Here is a 19,306-nt window from a genome sequence, read left to right as displayed (position 1 = left end):
CTGTTATTCTATATAACCGTGTTCTCTAAACCATAGTACAGAATCTCGATAGGCTTCTTTAACGGGAGTCGGTTGTAAGCCTAGCTCATTGATTGCACGGGTATGGGTGCCATATTTTCCGCAATTTAATAATCGAATAGAATGATAGTTAAAGCGTGGGTAAACATGAGGAAAAAACTTGCGCTCAATCCAGTCCTTAACTACGGCAATCTTTTGCATAATAAATGTCGGAATTACCAGTTTAGGTTTTTTTACGCCGGTAAACTCTTCCAGCCAGCCTAGTGTTTCACTCAGGCTATGTTGCTCACCAGTTAATAAATAGCGCTCGCCTATGATACCTTTTTCCATGGCTAAAAGGTGTCCTTGTACGACATCTTGAACAGGTGTAAAGTCAAATCCACCAGGAACCGATGCACGCATCTTTCCCTGAGCAAATTCGATGATGGTTTTACCTAATAGGGACGGTTTGAAATCCCAGGGCCCAACAATACCACTTGGGTTAACAATCACTGCTTGCAAGCCGCGTACCACTTCTTTATAGACTTCCAGCTCGGCAAAGGTCTTGGAAATTTCGTAGTCAGTGGTCATTTCATAAGGACTCACTGCCCATTTCTCATTGGACGCTCCGTCTGGGTTATTGCCGACTGCACCGAATGAGCTGCAGTGTACAACGCGTTTAACATCTGCGTGGCGGCAAGCCTGCATTAAGTATCGAGTGCCGAGTACATTGACGTCATACAGTTCATCACGCTCGCCATCACGAATGCTGACAAATGCAGCCAGATGGTAAACATAATCACAGTTCTTGACCGCATTGATAATTGAAGGCTCATCTCGAAGGTCGCCGTAGGCATATTCTACATTCAGACCATCTAATGCAGTATTATTACTGCCTTTACGTATAAGCACGCGAACCTGTTCACCGCGATCTAAGAGTGTGCGTACCAGATTTGCACCCAAATGCCCCGAAGCACCCGTTACCAGTGTTGTCATTATTGTGTTGATGGGTATGGGGGGTAGGTTATAGCCTATCCCCGGTTGTTAGGAAGTCTGTTTTTTATCATGGATAAATAATAGAGCTGAAGTTTCCCAATAATTATTTATGGTAAAATTGAAACTATGCTACAACTATATGAAAAAAATAGTCTTTTCATTCGTTTCAAATGCTATTGCCTAAGGGGAATTAAGTAGGGGTTTGCTATAAACATGGCAAAACCACCTAAAATAAACCTCGATACACCAGCATTGTGTATTTCAGCTACTCAATAATTGGGAAACTTCAGATAATAGAGTATTTTCTGCTAATCTTAGAAGCTTCAAAGTACTTGCAATTCATCCAGGGACGTTGGTGCTGTTAGGATTGCATTTCTAGCTCTTTGCTTTCCTCAAGCATTCGATTATACTCCTGTAGCTCTTTTTTAGTCAGTCCTGCACCCGGGAATATGTATCGCTCTTTTGAGTCCAGCTGCTTTTGTTTACGTAAGGCTTCTGTATGGATATACTCATTCCATTTTTTAATACTTAGCTTCTGGAATCCACCAACGATGGGGTTAAATTCAAGGTGCTGTATATGCGGATGACGTTCCTGTCCGAGCATTTCTTCCTGAAGAATAAACACATCTTCTTTAAGCAGTGGCACGATATAGAAGAAATTAGCGAGGCGAATAACTGTTTTGCGTAAAAACTTGGGGACTGGTTTGTTGATAAATGGAATTTCCAGTGGGCCGAGTAGGAACACGAAAAAACAGCGGGTGGTTTTTTCGTCTATCGGAGTCATAAATAACCAGTGTAAATATTTATCCGCAGTATTCGAGCCCTGATATGGGTAGTGATACCAGAGGGTCATGTCTTCAAGGCCTTCACCTTTCTTTTCGCCAGCTGTTTTAACCGCGCTACTCTGGCTCATGTCAGTTTCATAATCTACATAGATTATGTCGCCTTCGTGACGGGTGCCTAATAAGTGAGGATCAGTAAATGGCTTAAATTTACGGTGTAAAAATGCATGGTTAAAGTCACATACATTTTCTAAAATCATGCTGAAGTGCGCCTTTAAGGTAAAATCTAGCGGCACGAATTCCCATGGGTTTTCCTGTGTAAGCTGAGGGACTTCCGGGATATGGACTTTATCAGCCAGTGCTGGATCGCCAGGGAAAACCCAGATCAGGCCATATTTTTCCTGCACGGGGTAAGAATTAACCTTGATATTAGGCAGGCTATCTTTAGCTTTGCCTTTGCCCAGTTCGTGTGAAATACCTGTGCATTTGCCACAGCCGTTAAATGTCCAGCCATGATATTGGCAGGTGATTTCATTACCCTGAACGATGCCGGATGTTAAGCGTAACTGGCGATGTGGACAGCGATTTTCTATGGCGAAGACTTTGCCATCTTCACCGCGATATAGGGCGATAGGACTTTTCCAGAATATGACTTCTACAGATTTACCTTTTTTAAGCTTGGAGCTCATTTCCATGGCATACCAGTAATTACCGCTTTGTCCAATTGCACGCACTTGTTCGCGGCGACTTTTAGGTTGTTGTTCTTCAGTATTCATATTAATCCAAAAATAATAACGCAATATCTATGTGGTTATTGTAGCAGAAAACGACAGAATTACTTGTTAAATATAGCGATACGTACCATCATTAAAAAGCCCTTTAGCTTTTGCAGCAGGCTGGCTTCGGGGCGTATTTTCTCATGACCTGGAAGCGGGTGGCCTTTTGCCAGTTTGCCGATTTTTTCTTTAACAGCGGGATCCAGTTTGCCTGCCGCAGCCAGTTCAAAAAACAGTGCCTTGGTGTTACCTAAGTCAAAGAAATCTCTTTGCCATTCCCATTTGTAGTCACCACCATAACGAAACCAGGAGCCACCAATACCCTCGACTGTATAATGAGTGCCGTCTTCGCGTTTAGCTGGAGAAACCTGGGTCCATAGCCCGATCACCTCTCCCTGCTTTTCATCAATCAGAATACGGTGATAGGGATACTTCCATTCTTCGAAGCCTTCCATTTGCTCGCCTAAAGCCCACTTTTCAATTTCTTCTCGGTTACGCGCGACAAACTCTTCATTTGGGCCAATATTCCAGCGGTATTCGGCATCATCGATATACATGGCACCAAGGTGCTTTGGCCAGTTGCCATCTTTTTCAGCCTGGCGATTAGCCTCTAGCCAGCGCTCCACCATTTCTTCCATTTCTGCTCTTGGGTATGCAGCCATATTGATTCCTTAGTCCTGATTGATTTTTATTGCGCTGGTGGGACAGTATTTTGCTGCGGCCTGGGCTTTTTTAAGCAGAGTATTGTCCGGCGCTTCTTGTAATACCGTTAATAAGCCTTTGTCATCGACCTGGAATATCTCCGGTGCTTCCGCCATGCAGTTAGCATGTCCCTGGCATAAGTCATAATCAACCTCTACTTTAAAGCAGTTTGGTTTGCTCTCAGTGTTGGCCGCGCTGTTTTCATTTATTGTGGCGGCCTTATCTTGCTGGATATTAGTGCGTTTGGTATAGCGTACCATGCAAGGTGAACCCGGCTGTGCCACCATTTCCGTATAATCATCTTGATAACTTTCAGGCGATTCGACTAATTCAAAGTTATAGCGGCGTAAAAGAATCGCATAAATGGCTTTTAGCTGTAACATGGCAAACGCATTGCCGCTACATTTATGACGACCGCCACCGAAAGCAACCCAGCTAAAGGGCTGTGCATCTTCCTGGCGTTCTTTGGTAAAACGGTCGGGATCAAATTTTTCCGGGTCAGGAAAGATTTCAGCAATACGATGCGACACGCGAGGAGAAACACAGACATATTTGCCTGTTTTAATCACATAGTCCTTAAAGTGCAGGTCTTTGGCAACTTTACGAATTAGCATGATTAACGGAGGGTGCAGGCGCAATACTTCTTTAATCACGCGCTCGAAAATAGGAATTTCTCGTAAAGACTGAAATGTTACTTCACCATCATGGCCGTATAATTGGTCAAATTCTTCCAGTACTCGCTCCATTTCTTTTGGGTTGCGTGCCAGTTCCAGAGTAATCCAGGCGGCTGTACCTGCAGTCGTATGATGCCCAGCGAATAACGTACCTATCAGTAAGCCAGTAATTTCATGCGGAGAGAGCGGAGTACCATCATCATAACGCGTATCAATCAGCATCTGGAAGGCATCATCGCTTTTTTCTGTTTTTCTGGCGCGTTTTTCGATAATCCCGGTAACCAGCTCCTGTAGCCGAATGCGTGCTTTGTCGCGGCGGCGTAAAATAGGGATAGGCAGGTAGGGAAAAATAAATGCAATCGGGTGCATGCCCTTTTCCAGGTCATGATATAGCTGGGAGAATTCTTCATTCAGCTCATAACGGAATTCATTGCCCAGTAAGCAATGACTGGAAGTATAAATGGTCAATTGCTTCATAAAGTCTAGTAAATCGATTTCGCCCGTCTCTCCCCAGCCTTTAATAGCTTCTTCGACTTCCTGAACAATTATTTTTGAGTAGGTGCGCATGGGTTTGTCGCGCAATCCCGGCATCAGCATTTTTAGCTGCTGATCTTTAATATGTGGCGGGGCATCAAATACCACGCCTTTACCAAAAATAGGCGTCATTACCTTATAGGCTTCATTCTGGTCTAGCTGGGCATCTGGCGCGCGGAAGAAAGCTTCATTGCCCTCGGGTCCCGTGAGTAGAATCATTTGCTGATGAAATAAGCGAAATTCCCCAATTTCCCCGAGCTTGCTTCTAAGCATGTTCATATACTCGTAAGGATTTTTTCCGAATTTAAGCATATTACCTATTAGAGGTAGGGCGCCTGGCATTTTTGGGGGCTGTTTGCTAGTCGAAGATTGCTGTTCAGTCATAAAAGGTTTCGCTGGTCAGGATTTTGAAACAGATAAGATGCAGATCAAGATCTAAGCCGTTTCATCACGTTATGAGATTTTTTATTATAAATCTTGTTGATTTTACGCTGTGCTTGCATAATGTACAAACAATCTTATAGAGAAAAATAGGCAATATTTAAAATAGCCTTATACTATATAGGGTATTTTTGAAAAGATCATCAGGCTTAACTAATAGAGGTAATCGATGGATAAGGCAATATTTGAGGAAAAAAGAAGAAAGAAGTTTTTAATTCAATCTGTTATCTGGTTTGTTTTTTTGCTTTCACTAAGCTATTTTTTACCTGCATTAATGTTATTTTATGTGCTTTGTGGCGCTTATGATGTCAGTCGAAATAGCGATATAGATGGTAGGTTATTATATCGATACTTCTTTGGTAATGGTGTTCCAACCTGGGCCTTGTCACCGTTTAATATTTTAATGGATATCGTGACGTTACCGTATATCAACAAGAAAATTTATCAGTTACAAGACTTGCCGGAAGAATGTCAGCCGGAGATTAATGAGTTACTGGAAATCGTTAAGCAAGAAAAAGTGGTAGATGAGCTGGCCAGTCGTGCTGAAAAAATCAGACGCAGCATGATCTTCTTTAAATGGTATGGCAACAATATTGACAATTTCTATAATGTACCGGGATTCCATAAAGACTTTAAATATATTCGTACTATTGGCGTATCCGTGTTTAACAAGAAAGAGTCGACTGATGAGCACTTTGGGCCTTTACGCACCACTTTAAGAGTGCTTTACAATATTAATGATATTACCAGTAGGGACACTTATATTAAGGTACGCAACCATGAAAATCACTGGTGCGAAAGTAAGATGTTTATTTTTGATGATACCTTGCAGCATCGATCCCTAAATGAAACTGATGAGCCACGCTACTGCTTGTTTGTGGATATTGTGAGGCCGAGTAAGTGCCATTTTGTGATGGATTTATTTGTTAAGCTAGTGGCGGTCATTATGCAAAAAATGAATCATATTTTTTACAGTAGCTGGGTACCATTAAACTGAAGTTTCCCAATAATTATTTATGGTAAAGTTGAAACTATGCTACAACTATATGAAAAAAACAGTCTTTTCATTCGTTTCAAATGCTATTGCCTAAGGGGAATTAAGTAGGGGTTTGCTATAAACATGGAAAAACCACCTAAAATAAACCTCGATACACCAGCATTGTGTATTTCAGCTACTCAATAATTGGGAAACTTCAGATGGGTAGTTGTTGCTGACTAATATGCAATCTCAGTAGTGTGAGGGCGATGAAAATAATAAGCCTATTAATTCAATAGGGTGCGACAAACTGTCGCGCGTCAATATGCCACATTTTCAGATAACTTTAATCTGGATAGAATAGCGGCAACTCTTAAATATTTAAATCTTACCTCCATATGATTTTGTTGAGTTCTTAATGCATTTGGCTACCAAACTAGTCAAGTGCATTTTTTTTGCCCGCCACTTTCACTTTCTGTGATGATTTGCAGGGGCTATTAATTGACATTAGGTTGCTACACGGTAAAATTACGAGTTGTTCAATTTAAGCTAGGAAGGCTGGTGCTACAAGAGTACTTAAATTAAGTACTCTTAAATACAATATTATTTTACAAAAGTAGGAAGCTATTAAATGAGTCATACCTTATACGAAGCAAATGCGCAGCGCGTACATCGTTGTGAATTAGCTGTTCCTGGGTCAAATCCAGAAATGTTTGAAAAAGCATTGAAAAGTGGCGTAGATGTTATTTTTCTTGATCTTGAAGATGCGGTTGCACCTGATGATAAATTGCAAGCGCGTAAAAATGTTATTCAGGCGATAAATGATCTGGACTGGGCTGGACATGGAATTACTGTTTCCATACGCATTAATGGTCTAGATACGCAATATATGGTGCGTGACATAGTCGATTTGCTTGAGCAGTGTGGTGATAAAATAGATACAATACTGATCCCTAAAGTGGGTGTGTATAGCGATGTTTATATGGTTGAATCCATGCTTAACCAGCTGGAAATGCAACAGGGTTTAACTAAGAAAATAGGCATTGAATGCTTAATAGAAACAGCTCTAGGTATGGCAAATGTTGAAGATATTGCCAAGCAAGGAGCGATAGGCGGCCGTCTGGAAGCATTACATTTTGGCGTTGCCGATTATGCCGCGTCCAATCGTGCAAGAACTACAAATATTGGTGGTTTAAATCCGGACTACCCAGGGGATCAATGGCATTTTGCGATTAGTCGCATGACAGTTGCCTGTCGTGCTTATGGATTGCGCGCCATCGATGGACCTTTTGGTGATTTTAAAGACCCTGAAGGATTTAAAGATGCGGCAAGAAGAGCGGCAGCTCTTGGCTGTGAAGGTAAGTGGGCGATTCATCCATCACAAGTAGCTCTGGCAAATGAAGTATTTACTCCACCTGCTTCAGAAGTAGAAAAAGCCCGACGAATATTAGCAGCTTTAAAAGAGGCAGCAGCACAGGGTAAAGGTGCTGCGGCTTTAGATGGTCGACTAATTGATGCTGCTTCTGAAAAAATGGCAAATAATGTAGTCAGTACGGCAGCGGCTATTGCTGCAAAAGCATAACATATAGAGAGCTGATGAAAGGTCGCTATTGCGGCCTTTTTTATTGGATAAATTAGATCGTTTTTATAGAGGGTCCTATGGATATTCATGAGTATCAAGCGAAGGAAATCTTGGCTGGTTACGGTGTCAAAATTGCTGAAGGTGGGCTGGCGTATAGCCCCGAGGATGCAGTTCAGCGCGCCCGTGAAATTGGTGGTAATGTCTGGGCGGTTAAGGCGCAGATCCACTCCGGTGCTCGTGGGAAGGCGGGGGGTGTGAAAATTTGCTTTAGCCATGAAGAGGTTGAGGCGGCCGCTGATAGCATGTTGGGCAAACGCATGGTAACGCACCAGACTGGTCCCGCAGGGAAAGTATGTTCGCGTTTATATATAGAAGCCGGAACAGATATTGATAAAGAACTGTATTTTAGTTTTCTGGTGGATCGTGCGCATGAGCGTATAGTCATGGTAGGCTCTGCAGAAGGCGGCATGGAAATTGAAGACCTAGCGGAGAATAACCCCGATGCAATTAGAAAGATCCATATTGACCCAGCCGTGGGCTTGCTGGATTTCCAGGCGCGTAAAATGGCGTTTGCTCTAGGGCTGGAGGCTACACAAATCAGTCATGCAGTGAAGTTTATTCGTGGCTGTTATTGTGCCATGTGTGAACTCGATGGCAATATGTTGGAAATAAACCCACTGGTTGTTACTAAGAGCGGTGAGCTAATTGCCCTGGATGCCAAGATGGGCTTTGATGATAATGCGCTGTTTCGTCGCCAGAAAGTATCTGAATTGCGCGATAAGACGCAGGAAGATCCACGCGAAATGGCTGCTGCTGATCGTGGTTTAAGCTATGTAGGCCTGGATGGTGATATCGGCTGCATGATTAATGGTGCAGGCCTGGCAATGGCAACTATGGATATGATTGAGTTGGCTGGTGGGGAACCTGCGAACTTCTTGGATGTAGGCGGTGGCGCATCATCTGAGCGTACTGAAAAAGCATTTCGTCTAGTGTTGGCGGATGGTAATGTTAAAGCCATGCTGGTGAATATTTTTGCCGGTATTAACCGCTGCGACTGGATTGCAGAAGGCGTGGTGCGTGCGGTCAAGAAAATTGATATGCAGATTCCACTCGTTGTGCGCTTGTCAGGAACGAATGTAGAGGCAGGGCGTAAAATTATCGCTGATAGCGGTTTACCGATTATTACTGCTACAACTTTGGCGGAAGCGGCTGAAAAAGTAGTGCAGGCACGCAATGAGCAAGTAGCAAAAGAAGAGGCAGCATAATGGCGATTTTGATTAATGTGGAAACGCGTATTATTGTGCAAGGTTTTACCGGAAAAATTGGTAGCTTCCACGCCCAGGACATGATTAATTACGGCTCTAATGTAGTCGGTGGTATTACACCGGGCAAGGGGGGGCAAACACATTTAGGCCTGCCGGTATTTAATACTGTTAGAAAGTCTGTGGAACAGGTTGGTGCCGAAGCGAGTATTATCTTTGTGCCGCCTGCCTTTGCTGCTGATTCCATTATGGAAGCAGCGGATGCAGGAATTAAATATTGTGTGGCGATTACAGATGGTATCCCGACCCAGGATATGATGAAGGTTAAGCAATACTTGCGCAAATTTCCTAAAGGTGAGCGTATGATTCTGACCGGGCCTAACTGTGCAGGAACAATTAGCCCGGGGCAGGCGATGCTGGGTATTATGCCTGGACATATTTATCAGCAAGGGGTGGTAGGTATTGTAGGACGCTCAGGTACATTGGGGTATGAAGCGGCTGATCAAATGAAAGAGTTGGGTATCGGCATTTCAACTTCGGTAGGTATCGGAGGCGATCCCATTAATGGTAGTTCGCACCGTGACATCTTTGAAAAGTTTGAACAAGATGACGATACCAAAGTGGTGCTGATGATCGGTGAGATTGGTGGCTCGCAGGAAGTTGATGCCGGTAAGATTGCCAAAGAGCACATGAGTAAGCCTGTGGTCGCTTATATTGCCGGCTTATCGGCGCCAAAATGGCGTCGTATGGGACATGCTGGTGCGATTATTTCCGAGGCTGGCGAAGGCGCGGCTGAAAAGGTGGAGATGTTGCAGGACTTAGGTGTCACAATTGCTCCGAATCCATCGTCTATGGGCGCTACGATTGCTAAAGTGCTGGCAAAATTGTAAGCCTTATTTTTGTTTCATGCAGCCATTAGCCGTATCTTGCGTCAGAGTAAGGTACGGCTTTTTTATTTAAGTATTTCGCGCGAGGCTATTTAGTATCTGAAGTTTCCCAATAATTATTTATGGTAAAATTGAAACTATGCTACAACTATATGAAAGAAATAGTCTTTTCATTCGTTTCAAATGCTATTACCTAAGGGGAATTAAGTAGGGGTTTGCTATAAACATGGCGTAACTACTCAGCGTGTTTTTTTACTTTAAAATCAAATGGATATATTTTAATTTAACCTGACTTTAGTCATTTTCACCTTTAAAAAGGGGTGAAAATCGGACTAAAATTCAGAGAGATACATTAATTATTATTTTAAATCAATCTGTTATGAGTTTAAATTACGCTGAGTAGTTACAACATGGCAAAACCACCTAAAATAAACCTCGATACACCAGCATTGTGTATTTCAGCTACTCAATAATTGGGAAACTTCAGTTTAGTATAAGTGAGGGATAATGCGTAATATCAGGTTTCTTTCGGTCATGGATCGGATGATGATGGTTGATTTACTGAAAACGACCTTTTCAGTGCTGATCGTTTTAGTGGTCATTATTGTTAGTAGAAACTTTATCAAGATCCTTAAAATGGCTGTAGATGGGCTGATTTCTACTGAAGCGATCGCGAGCATTTTAGGGCTGAAAATTGTGCTGGCAAGTGCTAACTTTATGGTGCCTGCGGTATTTGTCAGTGTACTGATGGTATTGGGGCGTATGTATCGAGATCAGGAAATGTCAGCACTATCTTCTGCAGGGGCGGGGGTAGGCCGGCTGTATCTTGCGGTGTTTAAAACTATTATTCCGGTGGTGTTTGTGGCGGCTTGGATGTCCCTATATGTATCACCCTGGGCTGCTAGTAAAGTCGAGCAAATTATTTTTGAAGAACAACAGAATATAGGTGTGCGGGCAATATCTGCTGGAAAATTCAGTGAATACAATAAGAGAGATCTGATTTTCTATGTAGAGAAAATTAGTGAAGATAAGGTTATGCATGATGTTTTTGTGCAGAGTAAACGCGCTAATGAAGTTGGCATCGTGACCGCAGAGATGGCTGAGGTGCGCAATATAAATAAGGATCTGTATATTGTCTTTATCAATGGAGAACGGGTGCAGGGAAATGCGGGAACTGTTGATTTCGTGCTGGAAAAATTTATTGAGTATGGGATGCGTCTGGACAGTGGAGGTGGTGGAATACAGGTTAACCCGATAAATGGGATTGCTACCAGAAATCTGCTGCATACGCGGGATCTGGGAGAGTTGAGTGAGCTGCATCATCGGTTATCTGTGCCCTTAAGTATTATTGTGCTGGTAATTATGGCGGTGCCCTTAGCGCAGGTAAGCCCGCGTAGCGGCGTGTATGGCAACCTGTTTGCTGCTTTTTTAATCTATTTTAGTTTTGCTAATTTTGAAAAAGTGAGTAGTAGCTGGATGGTCAAAGGTGAAATTTCGGCATGGCTGGGGTTTTGGAGTGCTTACTTTCTTGCGGCTTTTATTATTGTGATTCTATTGGTCAGATTATATAGCCTGACCTGGATAGTAATGCAATTAAAAGGGAAGCGGGCATGAATTCATTAGATCGCTATATTATTAAAGAGGTACTAAAGGGCACGCTGATTGCATTATTAATGTTGTATGCTCTATTCAACCTGTTTTCACTCAAGGATGAATTAAACTATCGCGGAGTGGGTGATTATGACCTAAAGCATATTTTAATGTATCTGGGCTTAATGATTCCGCATTACTTATACGAATTAATGCCCTCGGCAGCCTTGTTAGGCAGTCTTTTTGTTTTAGGAGGGATGGCTAATCATCGTGAGCTCATGGCGATGAGAGTCTCAGGGGTATCGGTATTTGGCATTATCCGTTCAGTCATGTTTGCCGGCATGATACTGGTGACTTTTTCCTTTTTGATAGGCGAGTTTATCGGGCCTGATGCAGAGAAAAAGGCGAAAATCTTGCGCAGTGTTGCAAAAACACAGATGCCTGTTGCCAGAACGCAGCAGGGCTTATGGCTGCGCGACGGTAATCAATTTATTTATGCTAAGGTTATTTATACTGAAGGTGATATAGCCAATATTACTATTTATGAACTTGATGAACAACGGCATCTGCAGAAGCTAACTTATGCTAGAAGAGGGCGTTACCTGGATAAGCAGCGCTGGCTGCTTAGTGATGTGAATATATCTATAATTTCTCCGCAGGGTGTTAGAGGAGAGAGCGTAAAGGACTTTATCTGGACTTCAGTTATTGACCCCGGAGTAGTCGATGTGGTGGTGGTTGATCCTGAGAATATGTCACTGAGTGACTTGTCTAAGTACGTCGAATTTCTGCAGGAAAACAAGCAGGATGCAGCAAAATATGAATTGGCCTTTTGGGCCCGATTAATTAATCCTTTTATTACCCTGGTCATGTTACTGGTTTCTGCCCCATTTGTTGTCGGAGTGGGACGTGGGATTTCATTAGGGCCGAGAATGATGGTCGGTATTCTAATCGGTATGAGTTTTAATATTATCGATAATGCGGTGGGTCAGATGGGGATTGTTTATGGGTTAAATCCCTTGTTTGTTGCTGTCTTGCCGAGCTCCCTGGTGTTAATGGGCGCTTTTTATGCGATTAGCCGATTGCGTTAGAGACTTGCGGTGACTTGGGTAAAAGTTCTTTTCTCATCTTACGAAACTCTATTAAAGTAGGTTGGAATAGCTTTTGAGTTTTCCGGCAATGACACGCGCAAAGATATAAAAAACATTGTGGAAGTCACTGTACAAAACAAATATATTGCAACTTTTTGGTGGAAAATGCTATGCTATTCTACCCTGCGATTCGATATGAATAATATCAGATTTGGAACTTAGATCCTGCCATGTTTTACCATCTTTTTGCCATACGCGCCAGAGTATGCCGAGACCAAAGCAAAGCCAGGAAATACAGGCGGTAATATAGCGTATTAAGGCCTGTTTCCAGGTGATGTTTTTTTGTTCATGGTTCACCAAGCGTAACTTCCATGCCCGTAGGCCTAGTGTTTGCCCTCCATGCGTCCAGAACCAGCCATAAAATAAAAAGCTGACACTGAGTAAATAAAGACGAAAAGCAAGTAGGCTGGACTGAATGCTTACACTGCCATCATTAAGGTAGTGGAACAGTGCAGTGGTCAATAAGAGTACTGCAATGACCAGGATAAGGTCATAAAAAATGGCAGCGATATAACGAAACAAACCTGGCCTTGCAGGGGATGCAGTTAAGCCAGGTTCTTTAGGTTGTTGCGTAGCCAATTAAATTTTGAAAATGGCTAATCTTTGCCCTAGATGTAAGCAGTAGGCAATTAGAATAGCGAACATGCCGAAAGAAAATATAAAAGGCGGTTTATGGAAAAGCAGAATAAAAAGGTCAGATATCACTATCGCTGCTATAAAAGGATTATCTAGAAAAGCATCAAAAATTTTTTTAGGCATGGTTCCCCCAGTTTTAAGCTCACTTACATAAAGCTTAGGAGTTTGAAGTAAGTGATAAAAGTTGATTTTTATGATTATTTTAATATCAGCTGATAATTCTACTATATAATTTAGCATTATTGTAAAAATATCGGGTGCGTAGTCATGGGTGTGCTTATAAGTTGCGCAGTTTTTTGTTGTTAGCTAGGCGCTGAAACTAGCGCAAAACAGACTAGCTAGCTATTTCAGCAAAGCCATTCGCGGCAAAAAATCAGTGCTAGAAATACGCAGTCGTGCAGGCGCGCCATGCTACCTCACGAAATTCCGGGACTCCTGTCGCCGTAATTCGTTCACCTACGCAGCGAATAGGAGATGCTCCAGCCGCCCTGCGTCCGCCACAGACTGAGCACAAAGCAGCTCAGTCATGGCTACCACAAATGGCTCTACGGCTATTCGGGATAAAATTTCAGCCTACCTCGCGCGCTATCGCGCACTTCGGATTGGCAAATTTCCCTGCGCCTTCTGGAGACTATCAGCCCGTCCGGGGCTGACAGCGACCGTGTGAAGTACCATGGCTGTAGTATATGTTATTTTGTTGCTGGCAAAAAAGATTTATTCAACGGGTTGCTATGTTTTGCGCCAAGATACGAGGAACATAGACTATAATTATGTTAACGCCTTGATCGCAGGCTGTAGTTATCAAATGATAGACGGGAATATAGTCTATAAAATACCTTAGGGTAAGATAATAAAGGAAGAGAAAAATTTTAAGTTTTATAAAAAAAATAATAAATAAAGCGCAAAGTGTTGAGCAAAAAGATGTCGAGCCTAAGCCTAAGCCAAAGGCCGAAACAGGTCTGCAACCGGTAATCTACACACGTTCCGAACATAATATCTCGCGCAATCAAATCAGCAGCAATGCCTTGAAGGTGCTGTATCGCCTGAAAAATGAAGGCTATGATGCTTACCTGGTCGGTGGGTGTGTGCGAGACTTATTACTCGGACGCGAGCCAAAAGATTTTGATGTTGCAACTAATGCGAGTCCGGAACAGGTAAAACAGGCGTTTCGTAATTGCCGCTTAATAGGGCGGCGGTTTCGACTGGCGCATGTGTTTTTTGGCTGTGAAATTATTGAAGTGGCAACCTTTCGAGGGGTAAGTGAGCAAGTGCAGGATGTGCAGAAAACCGACCAAGATGGCCGTTTATTACGTGATAATCATTATGGCACGATAGACGAGGATGTGATCCGGCGTGATTTTACCGTTAATGCGCTGTATTACAATATCAAAGATTTTTCTATTGTTGATTATGTAGGTGGCATGGATGATCATCGCGCTGGCATGATGCGCCTGATTGGTGACCCTGAAACGCGGTATCGTGAAGATCCGGTACGCATGATAAGGCTGGTGCGTTTTGCAGTAAAGCTGGGGTTTTCGATTAATCCGGAATGTGGTAAACCTATTTATCAGTTAGCGGGATTGCTCGCAAATATTCCGGCAGCCAGATTGCAAGACGAGACTCTTAAATTGTTTTTATCGGGTTATGCCGTAGAAACATTTGAAATGTTGCGCCATTATGATTTATTTGCACATTTATATCCGCTTGCTGAAAAAAGCCTAAGCAGTGAAGAGCAGGGATTTCCCAAGCTTTTTATTGTCAGGGCTCTGGAAAATACAGATAAGCGCATAGCTGAAGGTAAGAGTATTGCGCCCTTTTTTCTTATCTCTACTTTTTTATGGGATGCGGTTAAAAATCAGGCCAGGGAAAATATCGCCGAAGGTATGCCCGAATCAGTTGCGCATCAGCAAGCGGCCAGCCAGATTATTTCACAACAGCTAAAAAGTACCGCATTTCCCAAATATATTGGTATGGCAATGCGTGATGTATGGGGCTTGCAATCCCGTTTTTGTCATCGTAATGGTACGCGTGCCTATCGTCTTTTAGACCACCCTAAATTCAGGGCGGCTTATGATTTTCTGCTATTACGCGCAGAAAACGGTGAAGCAGATCCCGAACTAGCAAGCTGGTGGACAGATTTTCAGGTTGCGTCTGCAGCAGGGCGAAAGAAAATGCTGGCGAGTATTAGCAGAGCTCCGCTTAGAAAGCGCAGACGTAGACGTAAGCCGGCAGTAAAGAAACAGCAGAATGACTAAGGAAATCGTATATATAGGACTGGGTAGTAATTTAGCAACTCCGGCAGCGCAGATACATACCGCACGTCAGGTGATTTCAAAACTGGATAGCGTATTAGAACAGGGTTTTTCAAGTTTATACTGCAGCCCTCCCATGGGGCCTCAAGATCAGCCGGATTATGTGAATGCTGTGATGGCAATAGCAACAGACTTGCCGGCGATTGATTTATTGCGCTGCTTGCAGCAAATAGAAATGGATCATGGACGGGTGCGTAAAGATGAGCGCTGGAGTGCAAGAGCACTGGATCTGGATATCTTGCTCTACGGACAGCATATTATTGATCAGGCAGACTTAATCGTGCCGCATTATGGCCTAGCTAAACGTGCCTTTGTTTTATATCCACTGCATGAAATTACTCCTATGCTCAATATACCTGGAGTAGGTGATATAACTAAATTACTTGAATCATGTCCTTTAGATGGATTGGTGAGAATGACGTCATGAGTCAATATGCAGACAATTCCCGGGTTAAACAAAAAACTATTGTTGACCTGCAGCAGATGAAACTGGCAGGGCAGAAAATCAGCAGCTTAACAGCTTATGATGCCAGCTTTGCTATCCTGTTAGATCAGGCAGGTGTTGATGTCCTACTGGTGGGAGATTCTTTAGGCATGGTGGTGCAAGGGCAGGCGAGTACTTTGCCGGTAACTATGCAGGATATGATCTATCATACCCGGGTTGTCAGTCGGGGGTGCCAGCAGGCATTTATTATTGCAGACTTACCGTTTATGAGTTGTGCGATAGCTATGCAGGCGGCTGAAAATGCTGCCCAATTAATTCAGCAGGGTGGTGCGCACATGGTCAAGCTGGAAGGCGCAAAAACTGCAATAATTGAATTTATGGTGCAACAGGGTATTCCCGTGTGTGCGCATTTAGGTCTACTGCCCCAGTTGATTAATCAATCAGGCAAATATGCCGTACAGGGCAAAGAAGAAAAAGCGGCTGCCAGGGTTCTTGCTGATGCCATAAAAATTGAACAGGCAGGCGCGCAAATGTTAATAGTGGAATGTATTCCAGCTGCACTGGCGCAACAAATTAGCGAGCAACTGACCATACCGGTGATTGGCATTGGTGCCGGAGTGCATTGCGATGGGCAGGTGCTGGTCGTCTACGATATGCTCGGTATCAGCCAGGGTAGAAAGCCGCGCTTTACAAAAAACTATATGTTGCAGGCAGATTCAATTGCCGGGGCAGTTCAGGCTTATGTGACAGAGGTAAAAGAGCAGATATTTCCCGCGCAAGAACACAGCTTTTAAGATGCTCTGTATTAACAAAATTAAGCCATTACGTGTGCAGATTAAGCAATGGCGCATGGCGGGAGAGTGTATTGCATTCGTGCCTACCATGGGTAATCTGCATGCTGGGCACTTGCAATTAGTCAAGGCAGCTAAAGCGCAGGCAGACCGGGTTGTGGTCAGTATTTTTGTTAACCCGACGCAGTTTAATGAGCAAGATGATTTTGCGAATTACCCGCGCACAGAAGAAGCTGACCTGGCAAAGCTACAGTCGGTAGGTATCGACCTGCTGTATATGCCAGAGAGGGAAGAAATGTATCCAGCAGAAATTCTCACCAGGGTTAGTGTTAGTCAGGTTTCGGAAGAGCACTGCGGCGCAGCACGACCAGGACACTTTGATGGGGTGGCAACTGTAGTGACTAAACTATTTAATATAGTCCAACCGGATAAAGCCTTTTTTGGCGAGAAAGACTTTCAGCAATTAATGATCATACGTGCGATGGTGACTGACCTGAATAGCTCGGTGGATATTATAGCTGTAGCAACGTTTCGCGAGTCCGATGGATTGGCCATGAGCTCCCGTAATACGCACTTATCAGAAGTGCATCGGCAACAGGCTGTGCAGTTATATCAAGCGCTTTGTCAGGCAAAACAGGCGGTTTTAGAGCAACAAACAAGCTTTGCTAAAATAGAGCAGAGCTATTTGCAGGTATTAATTGAGCAGGGTTTTAAGCCTGATTATTTCACTGTATGCAGGCGGCACGATTTAAAAGCTGCGACAAGCAAAGACACGCAGCTGATTATTCTGGCTGCTGCACGACTGTGTAATACACGCCTGATTGATAATATACAGTTAGATCTGGAGCTCTAGGGATATATAGATAATTATAATGTATATCATTGGGTTATATTATAGATTTGGGTAATTGAGAAAAGTAATGACTTGTCAATAAGGATATTATTTGTAATAATGATGAGTTCTGAAATTTCCAAAGATCATAAACTGATATGCAAATTACCATGCTTAAAGCAAAATTACACCGGGCAACCGTAACTCATGCTGAATTGGGTTATGAAGGCTCGTGTGCGATTGATGGGAATATACTGGATTACTCAGGGATAAGAGAATACGAACAAATTCAGATATACAATGTCAATAATGGTGAGCGGTTTACCACCTATGCAATTAGAGCAGAAGAGGGCTCGGGTATTTTTTCTATTAATGGTGCTGCAGCACGCCTAGCCTGCCCAGGTGATTATATTATTGTCTGTTCGTATGCTGAGCTTGATGAAGCAGAATTAAAAAATTACCAATCCACTCTGGTTTATTTCGATGATCTAAATAAAATGGTTCGCACCAGCCATTCAATTCCTGTGCAAGCTGCTTGAAACTAGTACAGAGCCACTAAAAAACTAACAACTTTCGTAAATATTCGGCTAACACATACTACCTAGAATCAGCGAGTTAGGCGGCTTCTAAACTGACGGCTCAGCGGATAAAGCCATAAGTCCTTGATTGGCACACTTTGTTTGCCAGCCGGCCCTAACTTGCCACGCCCTTTAGTTTTACCTACGTAGATCCAGTTGGCGGCTTTGTAACAAGTCCCTGCAAATTGCTCGGTATCAACAAACGTTTCCAGTAACACCGGACGTATGCCATAACGCTCTTCCCATTGCGTAGGAAGCCGACGAACTATCATGGATAACACGTGGATGCGAGATTTTTGGATTTCACCCAGGGCATCATCAGAAAACGGGCGTTGTTCACGACTAACGGTAGGTTTCTTTGTCGCTGTTCGTGGCTCCAGCCAATAAATTGATCACGTGGTGCAGTTTGCCAGGCGGCAGCACCAAAGCCGAGCGCTGCAATAACTTGCTCGTCAAGGGTGACGAAGTAGCGAAGCTGTGCGCCGGGTAGCGGCTTATGGCCCAGGTAGTGGTAGCGATGTATGTACTCATTCCATAACCGTGAATGATCACGGGTGATCACTGAACAAAGCTGGAGGGCGGAAAGTTCATGAACAGGTCGGAGGATAGCAGGTTGGGGGGCTGTTTGTTCAGTAAAACAGAGTTTCTGTCGCGGGGGTGGTTTACGCCGTGGCGGCGGCAGGGTGATAAGCCCATCCTCTGCCATGCGCAGCATGGCAACACGACATGACATGTCTTTAAGTCCTCCATCAGGCTTGTACCAGTCAAGCATTCTGCAGGTCAATCGCGAAAGTTCGGCACGCGTGCGCCCGGCATCCTCGGCAATCAATTTCCGCGTCTGTTCCAGTTCCTGCTTGCTAAAGTTTCGTCCACAATACCGTTTCATGGTGGTTGGGGCTGTTCTGATTCGGGTGGAGTCGCAGTCAATTCAGGCAAGGGTTTGCTCAACTGCTGTTTACGCTGCTCGCTCATCATCCAGGGAATAAACGGGCGGATGTCTGATGGAGGCTGCCCGCCATTGTTCGCACAGGCATTCAGGTAGTCGTGAAGCCAGTGATGTGGGTTCAATCCCCATAACAGAATTGTCTGAAAGAGTGAAAACATCATGGCGGCGAGTTTTGCACTCCATTGGCTCCCTGAGCCATAATAATTTTTACGCCCCATCCCGGGATTACGCATGCGCCGCTCGGCGATATTGTTGTCCATGGGCACCTGAGGATTAGCCACAAATACCATTAACCCTTCCCAGTGGTTATTCAGGCTGTTTAGAACCTTGCATTGAATGCGCGGTCATCAGTGTTCCCATTGAAAGAAGAAGTACCTAAACAAAGCAGCCTATAACCTACCTGAAGGTAGCACCACTCG

Annotated in this window: 20 protein-coding genes and 1 pseudogene; 13 read left to right on the top strand and 8 right to left on the bottom strand. The window is 43.6% G+C overall.

All coding sequences use genetic code 11. The features are described from left to right. Positions 1-3: 3 nt before the first annotated feature. The 4 genes from sdmB to K6984_RS22180 form a co-directional block, all read right to left on the bottom strand. The gene (gene sdmB / locus K6984_RS22195) at positions 4-993 is read right to left on the bottom strand and encodes a sterol demethylase protein SdmB (RefSeq protein ID WP_221897482.1); all 990 of its coding nucleotides are present in this window, start codon (positions 991-993) and stop codon (positions 4-6) included. A 361-nt stretch (positions 994-1,354) separates the two neighbouring features. Next, on the bottom strand, positions 1,355-2,575 hold the full coding sequence (sdmA, locus tag K6984_RS22190) for a 4beta-methylsterol monooxygenase (protein WP_230988239.1): 1,221 nt from the start codon (positions 2,573-2,575) through the stop codon (positions 1,355-1,357). A 35-nt stretch (positions 2,576-2,610) separates the two neighbouring features. Continuing rightward, positions 2,611-3,213 (bottom strand): nuclear transport factor 2 family protein, encoded by a 603-nt coding sequence (locus K6984_RS22185; protein WP_221897481.1) that lies wholly within the window; start codon positions 3,211-3,213, stop codon positions 2,611-2,613. 9 nt (positions 3,214-3,222) lie between these two features. After that, positions 3,223-4,803 (bottom strand): cytochrome P450, encoded by a 1,581-nt coding sequence (locus K6984_RS22180; protein WP_230988237.1) that lies wholly within the window; start codon positions 4,801-4,803, stop codon positions 3,223-3,225. A 268-nt stretch (positions 4,804-5,071) separates the two neighbouring features. Here K6984_RS22180 and K6984_RS22175 point away from each other — a divergent pair, with 268 nt between their 5' ends. From K6984_RS22175 to lptG, 6 genes are all read left to right on the top strand, one after another. Then, positions 5,072-5,899 carry an aspartyl/asparaginyl beta-hydroxylase domain-containing protein gene (locus K6984_RS22175; RefSeq protein WP_221897479.1) on the top strand — a complete coding sequence of 276 codons (828 nt, stop codon included), beginning with the start codon at positions 5,072-5,074 and terminating at the stop codon, positions 5,897-5,899. A gap of 610 nt (positions 5,900-6,509) precedes the next feature. Next, on the top strand, positions 6,510-7,460 hold the full coding sequence (locus K6984_RS22170) for an HpcH/HpaI aldolase/citrate lyase family protein (protein WP_221897478.1): 951 nt from the start codon (positions 6,510-6,512) through the stop codon (positions 7,458-7,460). 77 nt (positions 7,461-7,537) lie between these two features. Next, a complete protein-coding gene (locus K6984_RS22165; protein ID WP_221897477.1) occupies positions 7,538-8,725 on the top strand; it encodes a malate--CoA ligase subunit beta in 1,188 nt (395 codons plus the stop codon). After that, positions 8,725-9,612, top strand: coding sequence for a succinate--CoA ligase subunit alpha (gene sucD / locus K6984_RS22160; protein WP_221897476.1), 888 nt, complete (start codon positions 8,725-8,727; stop codon positions 9,610-9,612). Before K6984_RS22165 ends, sucD begins: the two co-directional genes overlap by 1 nt. 540 nt (positions 9,613-10,152) lie before the next feature. Continuing rightward, positions 10,153-11,223 carry an LPS export ABC transporter permease LptF gene (gene lptF / locus K6984_RS22155; RefSeq protein WP_221897475.1) on the top strand — a complete coding sequence of 357 codons (1,071 nt, stop codon included), beginning with the start codon at positions 10,153-10,155 and terminating at the stop codon, positions 11,221-11,223. Next, the gene (gene lptG / locus K6984_RS22150) at positions 11,220-12,287 is read left to right on the top strand and encodes an LPS export ABC transporter permease LptG (protein WP_221897474.1); all 1,068 of its coding nucleotides are present in this window, start codon (positions 11,220-11,222) and stop codon (positions 12,285-12,287) included. The genes lptF and lptG overlap by 4 nt, the downstream gene beginning before the upstream one ends. A 168-nt stretch (positions 12,288-12,455) precedes the next feature. On the opposite strand, the gene K6984_RS22145 is transcribed toward lptG, so the two are convergent. Continuing rightward, entirely contained in the window at positions 12,456-12,926 is a 471-nt protein-coding gene (locus K6984_RS22145) for an RDD family protein (protein WP_221897473.1), read from the bottom strand. Between the two features lie 64 nt (positions 12,927-12,990). On the opposite strand from K6984_RS22145, the gene K6984_RS22140 reads away from it, so the two are divergent. Beyond that, a complete protein-coding gene (locus K6984_RS22140) occupies positions 12,991-13,137 on the top strand; it encodes a hypothetical protein (protein WP_221897472.1) in 147 nt (48 codons plus the stop codon). 225 nt (positions 13,138-13,362) lie between these two features. Here the strand turns inward: K6984_RS22140 and K6984_RS34530 are convergent, their stop codons facing one another. Beyond that, positions 13,363-13,497 carry a hypothetical protein gene (locus tag K6984_RS34530; RefSeq protein WP_263458836.1) on the bottom strand — a complete coding sequence of 45 codons (135 nt, stop codon included), beginning with the start codon at positions 13,495-13,497 and terminating at the stop codon, positions 13,363-13,365. A 12-nt stretch (positions 13,498-13,509) separates the two neighbouring features. Here K6984_RS34530 and K6984_RS22135 point away from each other — a divergent pair, with 12 nt between their 5' ends. The 6 genes from K6984_RS22135 to panD all read left to right on the top strand — a co-directional run bounded on the left by K6984_RS22135 (position 13,510) and on the right by panD (position 17,902). Beyond that, entirely contained in the window at positions 13,510-13,650 is a 141-nt protein-coding gene (locus tag K6984_RS22135; protein WP_221897471.1) for a hypothetical protein, read from the top strand. Between the two features lie 199 nt (positions 13,651-13,849). After that, entirely contained in the window at positions 13,850-15,238 is a 1,389-nt protein-coding gene (gene pcnB, locus K6984_RS22130) for a polynucleotide adenylyltransferase PcnB (protein ID WP_221897496.1), read from the top strand. Further along, entirely contained in the window at positions 15,231-15,722 is a 492-nt protein-coding gene (gene folK, locus K6984_RS22125) for a 2-amino-4-hydroxy-6-hydroxymethyldihydropteridine diphosphokinase (protein WP_221897470.1), read from the top strand. The genes pcnB and folK overlap by 8 nt, the downstream gene beginning before the upstream one ends. Continuing rightward, complete coding sequence (gene panB, locus K6984_RS22120) at positions 15,719-16,534, top strand: 3-methyl-2-oxobutanoate hydroxymethyltransferase (protein WP_221897469.1); 816 nt, start codon at positions 15,719-15,721, stop codon at positions 16,532-16,534. Before folK ends, panB begins: the two co-directional genes overlap by 4 nt. A 1-nt stretch (position 16,535) precedes the next feature. Beyond that, positions 16,536-17,384, top strand: a complete 849-nt coding sequence (gene panC, locus K6984_RS22115) for a pantoate--beta-alanine ligase (protein ID WP_221897468.1) — start codon at positions 16,536-16,538, stop codon at positions 17,382-17,384. A gap of 137 nt (positions 17,385-17,521) precedes the next feature. Then, complete coding sequence (gene panD / locus K6984_RS22110; RefSeq protein WP_221897467.1) at positions 17,522-17,902, top strand: aspartate 1-decarboxylase; 381 nt, start codon at positions 17,522-17,524, stop codon at positions 17,900-17,902. A 68-nt stretch (positions 17,903-17,970) separates the two neighbouring features. Here panD and K6984_RS36495 read toward each other — a convergent pair. Beyond that, positions 17,971-18,647: pseudogene (locus K6984_RS36495) on the bottom strand (Druantia anti-phage system protein DruA). Positions 18,648-18,823: 176 nt separating this feature from the next. Continuing rightward, positions 18,824-19,225 (bottom strand): IS66 family transposase, encoded by a 402-nt coding sequence (locus tag K6984_RS22100; RefSeq protein WP_263458837.1) that lies wholly within the window; start codon positions 19,223-19,225, stop codon positions 18,824-18,826. Between the last annotated feature and the right edge of the window lie 81 nt (positions 19,226-19,306).

The organism is Bathymodiolus japonicus methanotrophic gill symbiont, assembly GCF_019721995.1.
In the GTDB taxonomy this organism is placed as follows: Bacteria; Pseudomonadota; Gammaproteobacteria; order Methylococcales; family Methylomonadaceae; genus Methyloprofundus.
The sequence above is the reverse complement of the archived record's forward strand: the minus strand, read 5'-3'. Positions and strand labels throughout refer to the sequence as shown.

Excerpts from the sequence above, each read along its gene's own strand:
- sdmB (WP_221897482.1), bottom strand. The coding sequence starts at position 993 with ATGACAACACTGGTAACGGGTGCTTCGGGGCATTTGGGTGCAAATCTG.
- K6984_RS22185 (WP_221897481.1), bottom strand. The coding sequence starts at position 3,213 with ATGGCTGCATACCCAAGAGCAGAAATGGAAGAAATGGTGGAGCGCTGG.
- K6984_RS22180 (WP_230988237.1), bottom strand. The coding sequence starts at position 4,803 with ATGCCAGGCGCCCTACCTCTAATAGGTAATATGCTTAAATTCGGAAAA.
- K6984_RS22175 (WP_221897479.1), top strand. The coding sequence starts at position 5,072 with ATGGATAAGGCAATATTTGAGGAAAAAAGAAGAAAGAAGTTTTTAATT.
- K6984_RS22170 (WP_221897478.1), top strand. The coding sequence starts at position 6,510 with ATGAGTCATACCTTATACGAAGCAAATGCGCAGCGCGTACATCGTTGT.
- K6984_RS22165 (WP_221897477.1), top strand. The coding sequence starts at position 7,538 with ATGGATATTCATGAGTATCAAGCGAAGGAAATCTTGGCTGGTTACGGT.
- sucD (WP_221897476.1), top strand. The coding sequence starts at position 8,725 with ATGGCGATTTTGATTAATGTGGAAACGCGTATTATTGTGCAAGGTTTT.
- lptF (WP_221897475.1), top strand. The coding sequence starts at position 10,153 with ATGATGATGGTTGATTTACTGAAAACGACCTTTTCAGTGCTGATCGTT.
- lptG (WP_221897474.1), top strand. The coding sequence starts at position 11,220 with ATGAATTCATTAGATCGCTATATTATTAAAGAGGTACTAAAGGGCACG.
- K6984_RS22140 (WP_221897472.1), top strand. The coding sequence starts at position 12,991 with ATGCCGAAAGAAAATATAAAAGGCGGTTTATGGAAAAGCAGAATAAAA.
- K6984_RS22135 (WP_221897471.1), top strand. The coding sequence starts at position 13,510 with ATGGCTACCACAAATGGCTCTACGGCTATTCGGGATAAAATTTCAGCC.
- folK (WP_221897470.1), top strand. The coding sequence starts at position 15,231 with ATGACTAAGGAAATCGTATATATAGGACTGGGTAGTAATTTAGCAACT.
- panB (WP_221897469.1), top strand. The coding sequence starts at position 15,719 with ATGAGTCAATATGCAGACAATTCCCGGGTTAAACAAAAAACTATTGTT.
- panC (WP_221897468.1), top strand. The coding sequence starts at position 16,536 with ATGCTCTGTATTAACAAAATTAAGCCATTACGTGTGCAGATTAAGCAA.
- panD (WP_221897467.1), top strand. The coding sequence starts at position 17,522 with ATGCAAATTACCATGCTTAAAGCAAAATTACACCGGGCAACCGTAACT.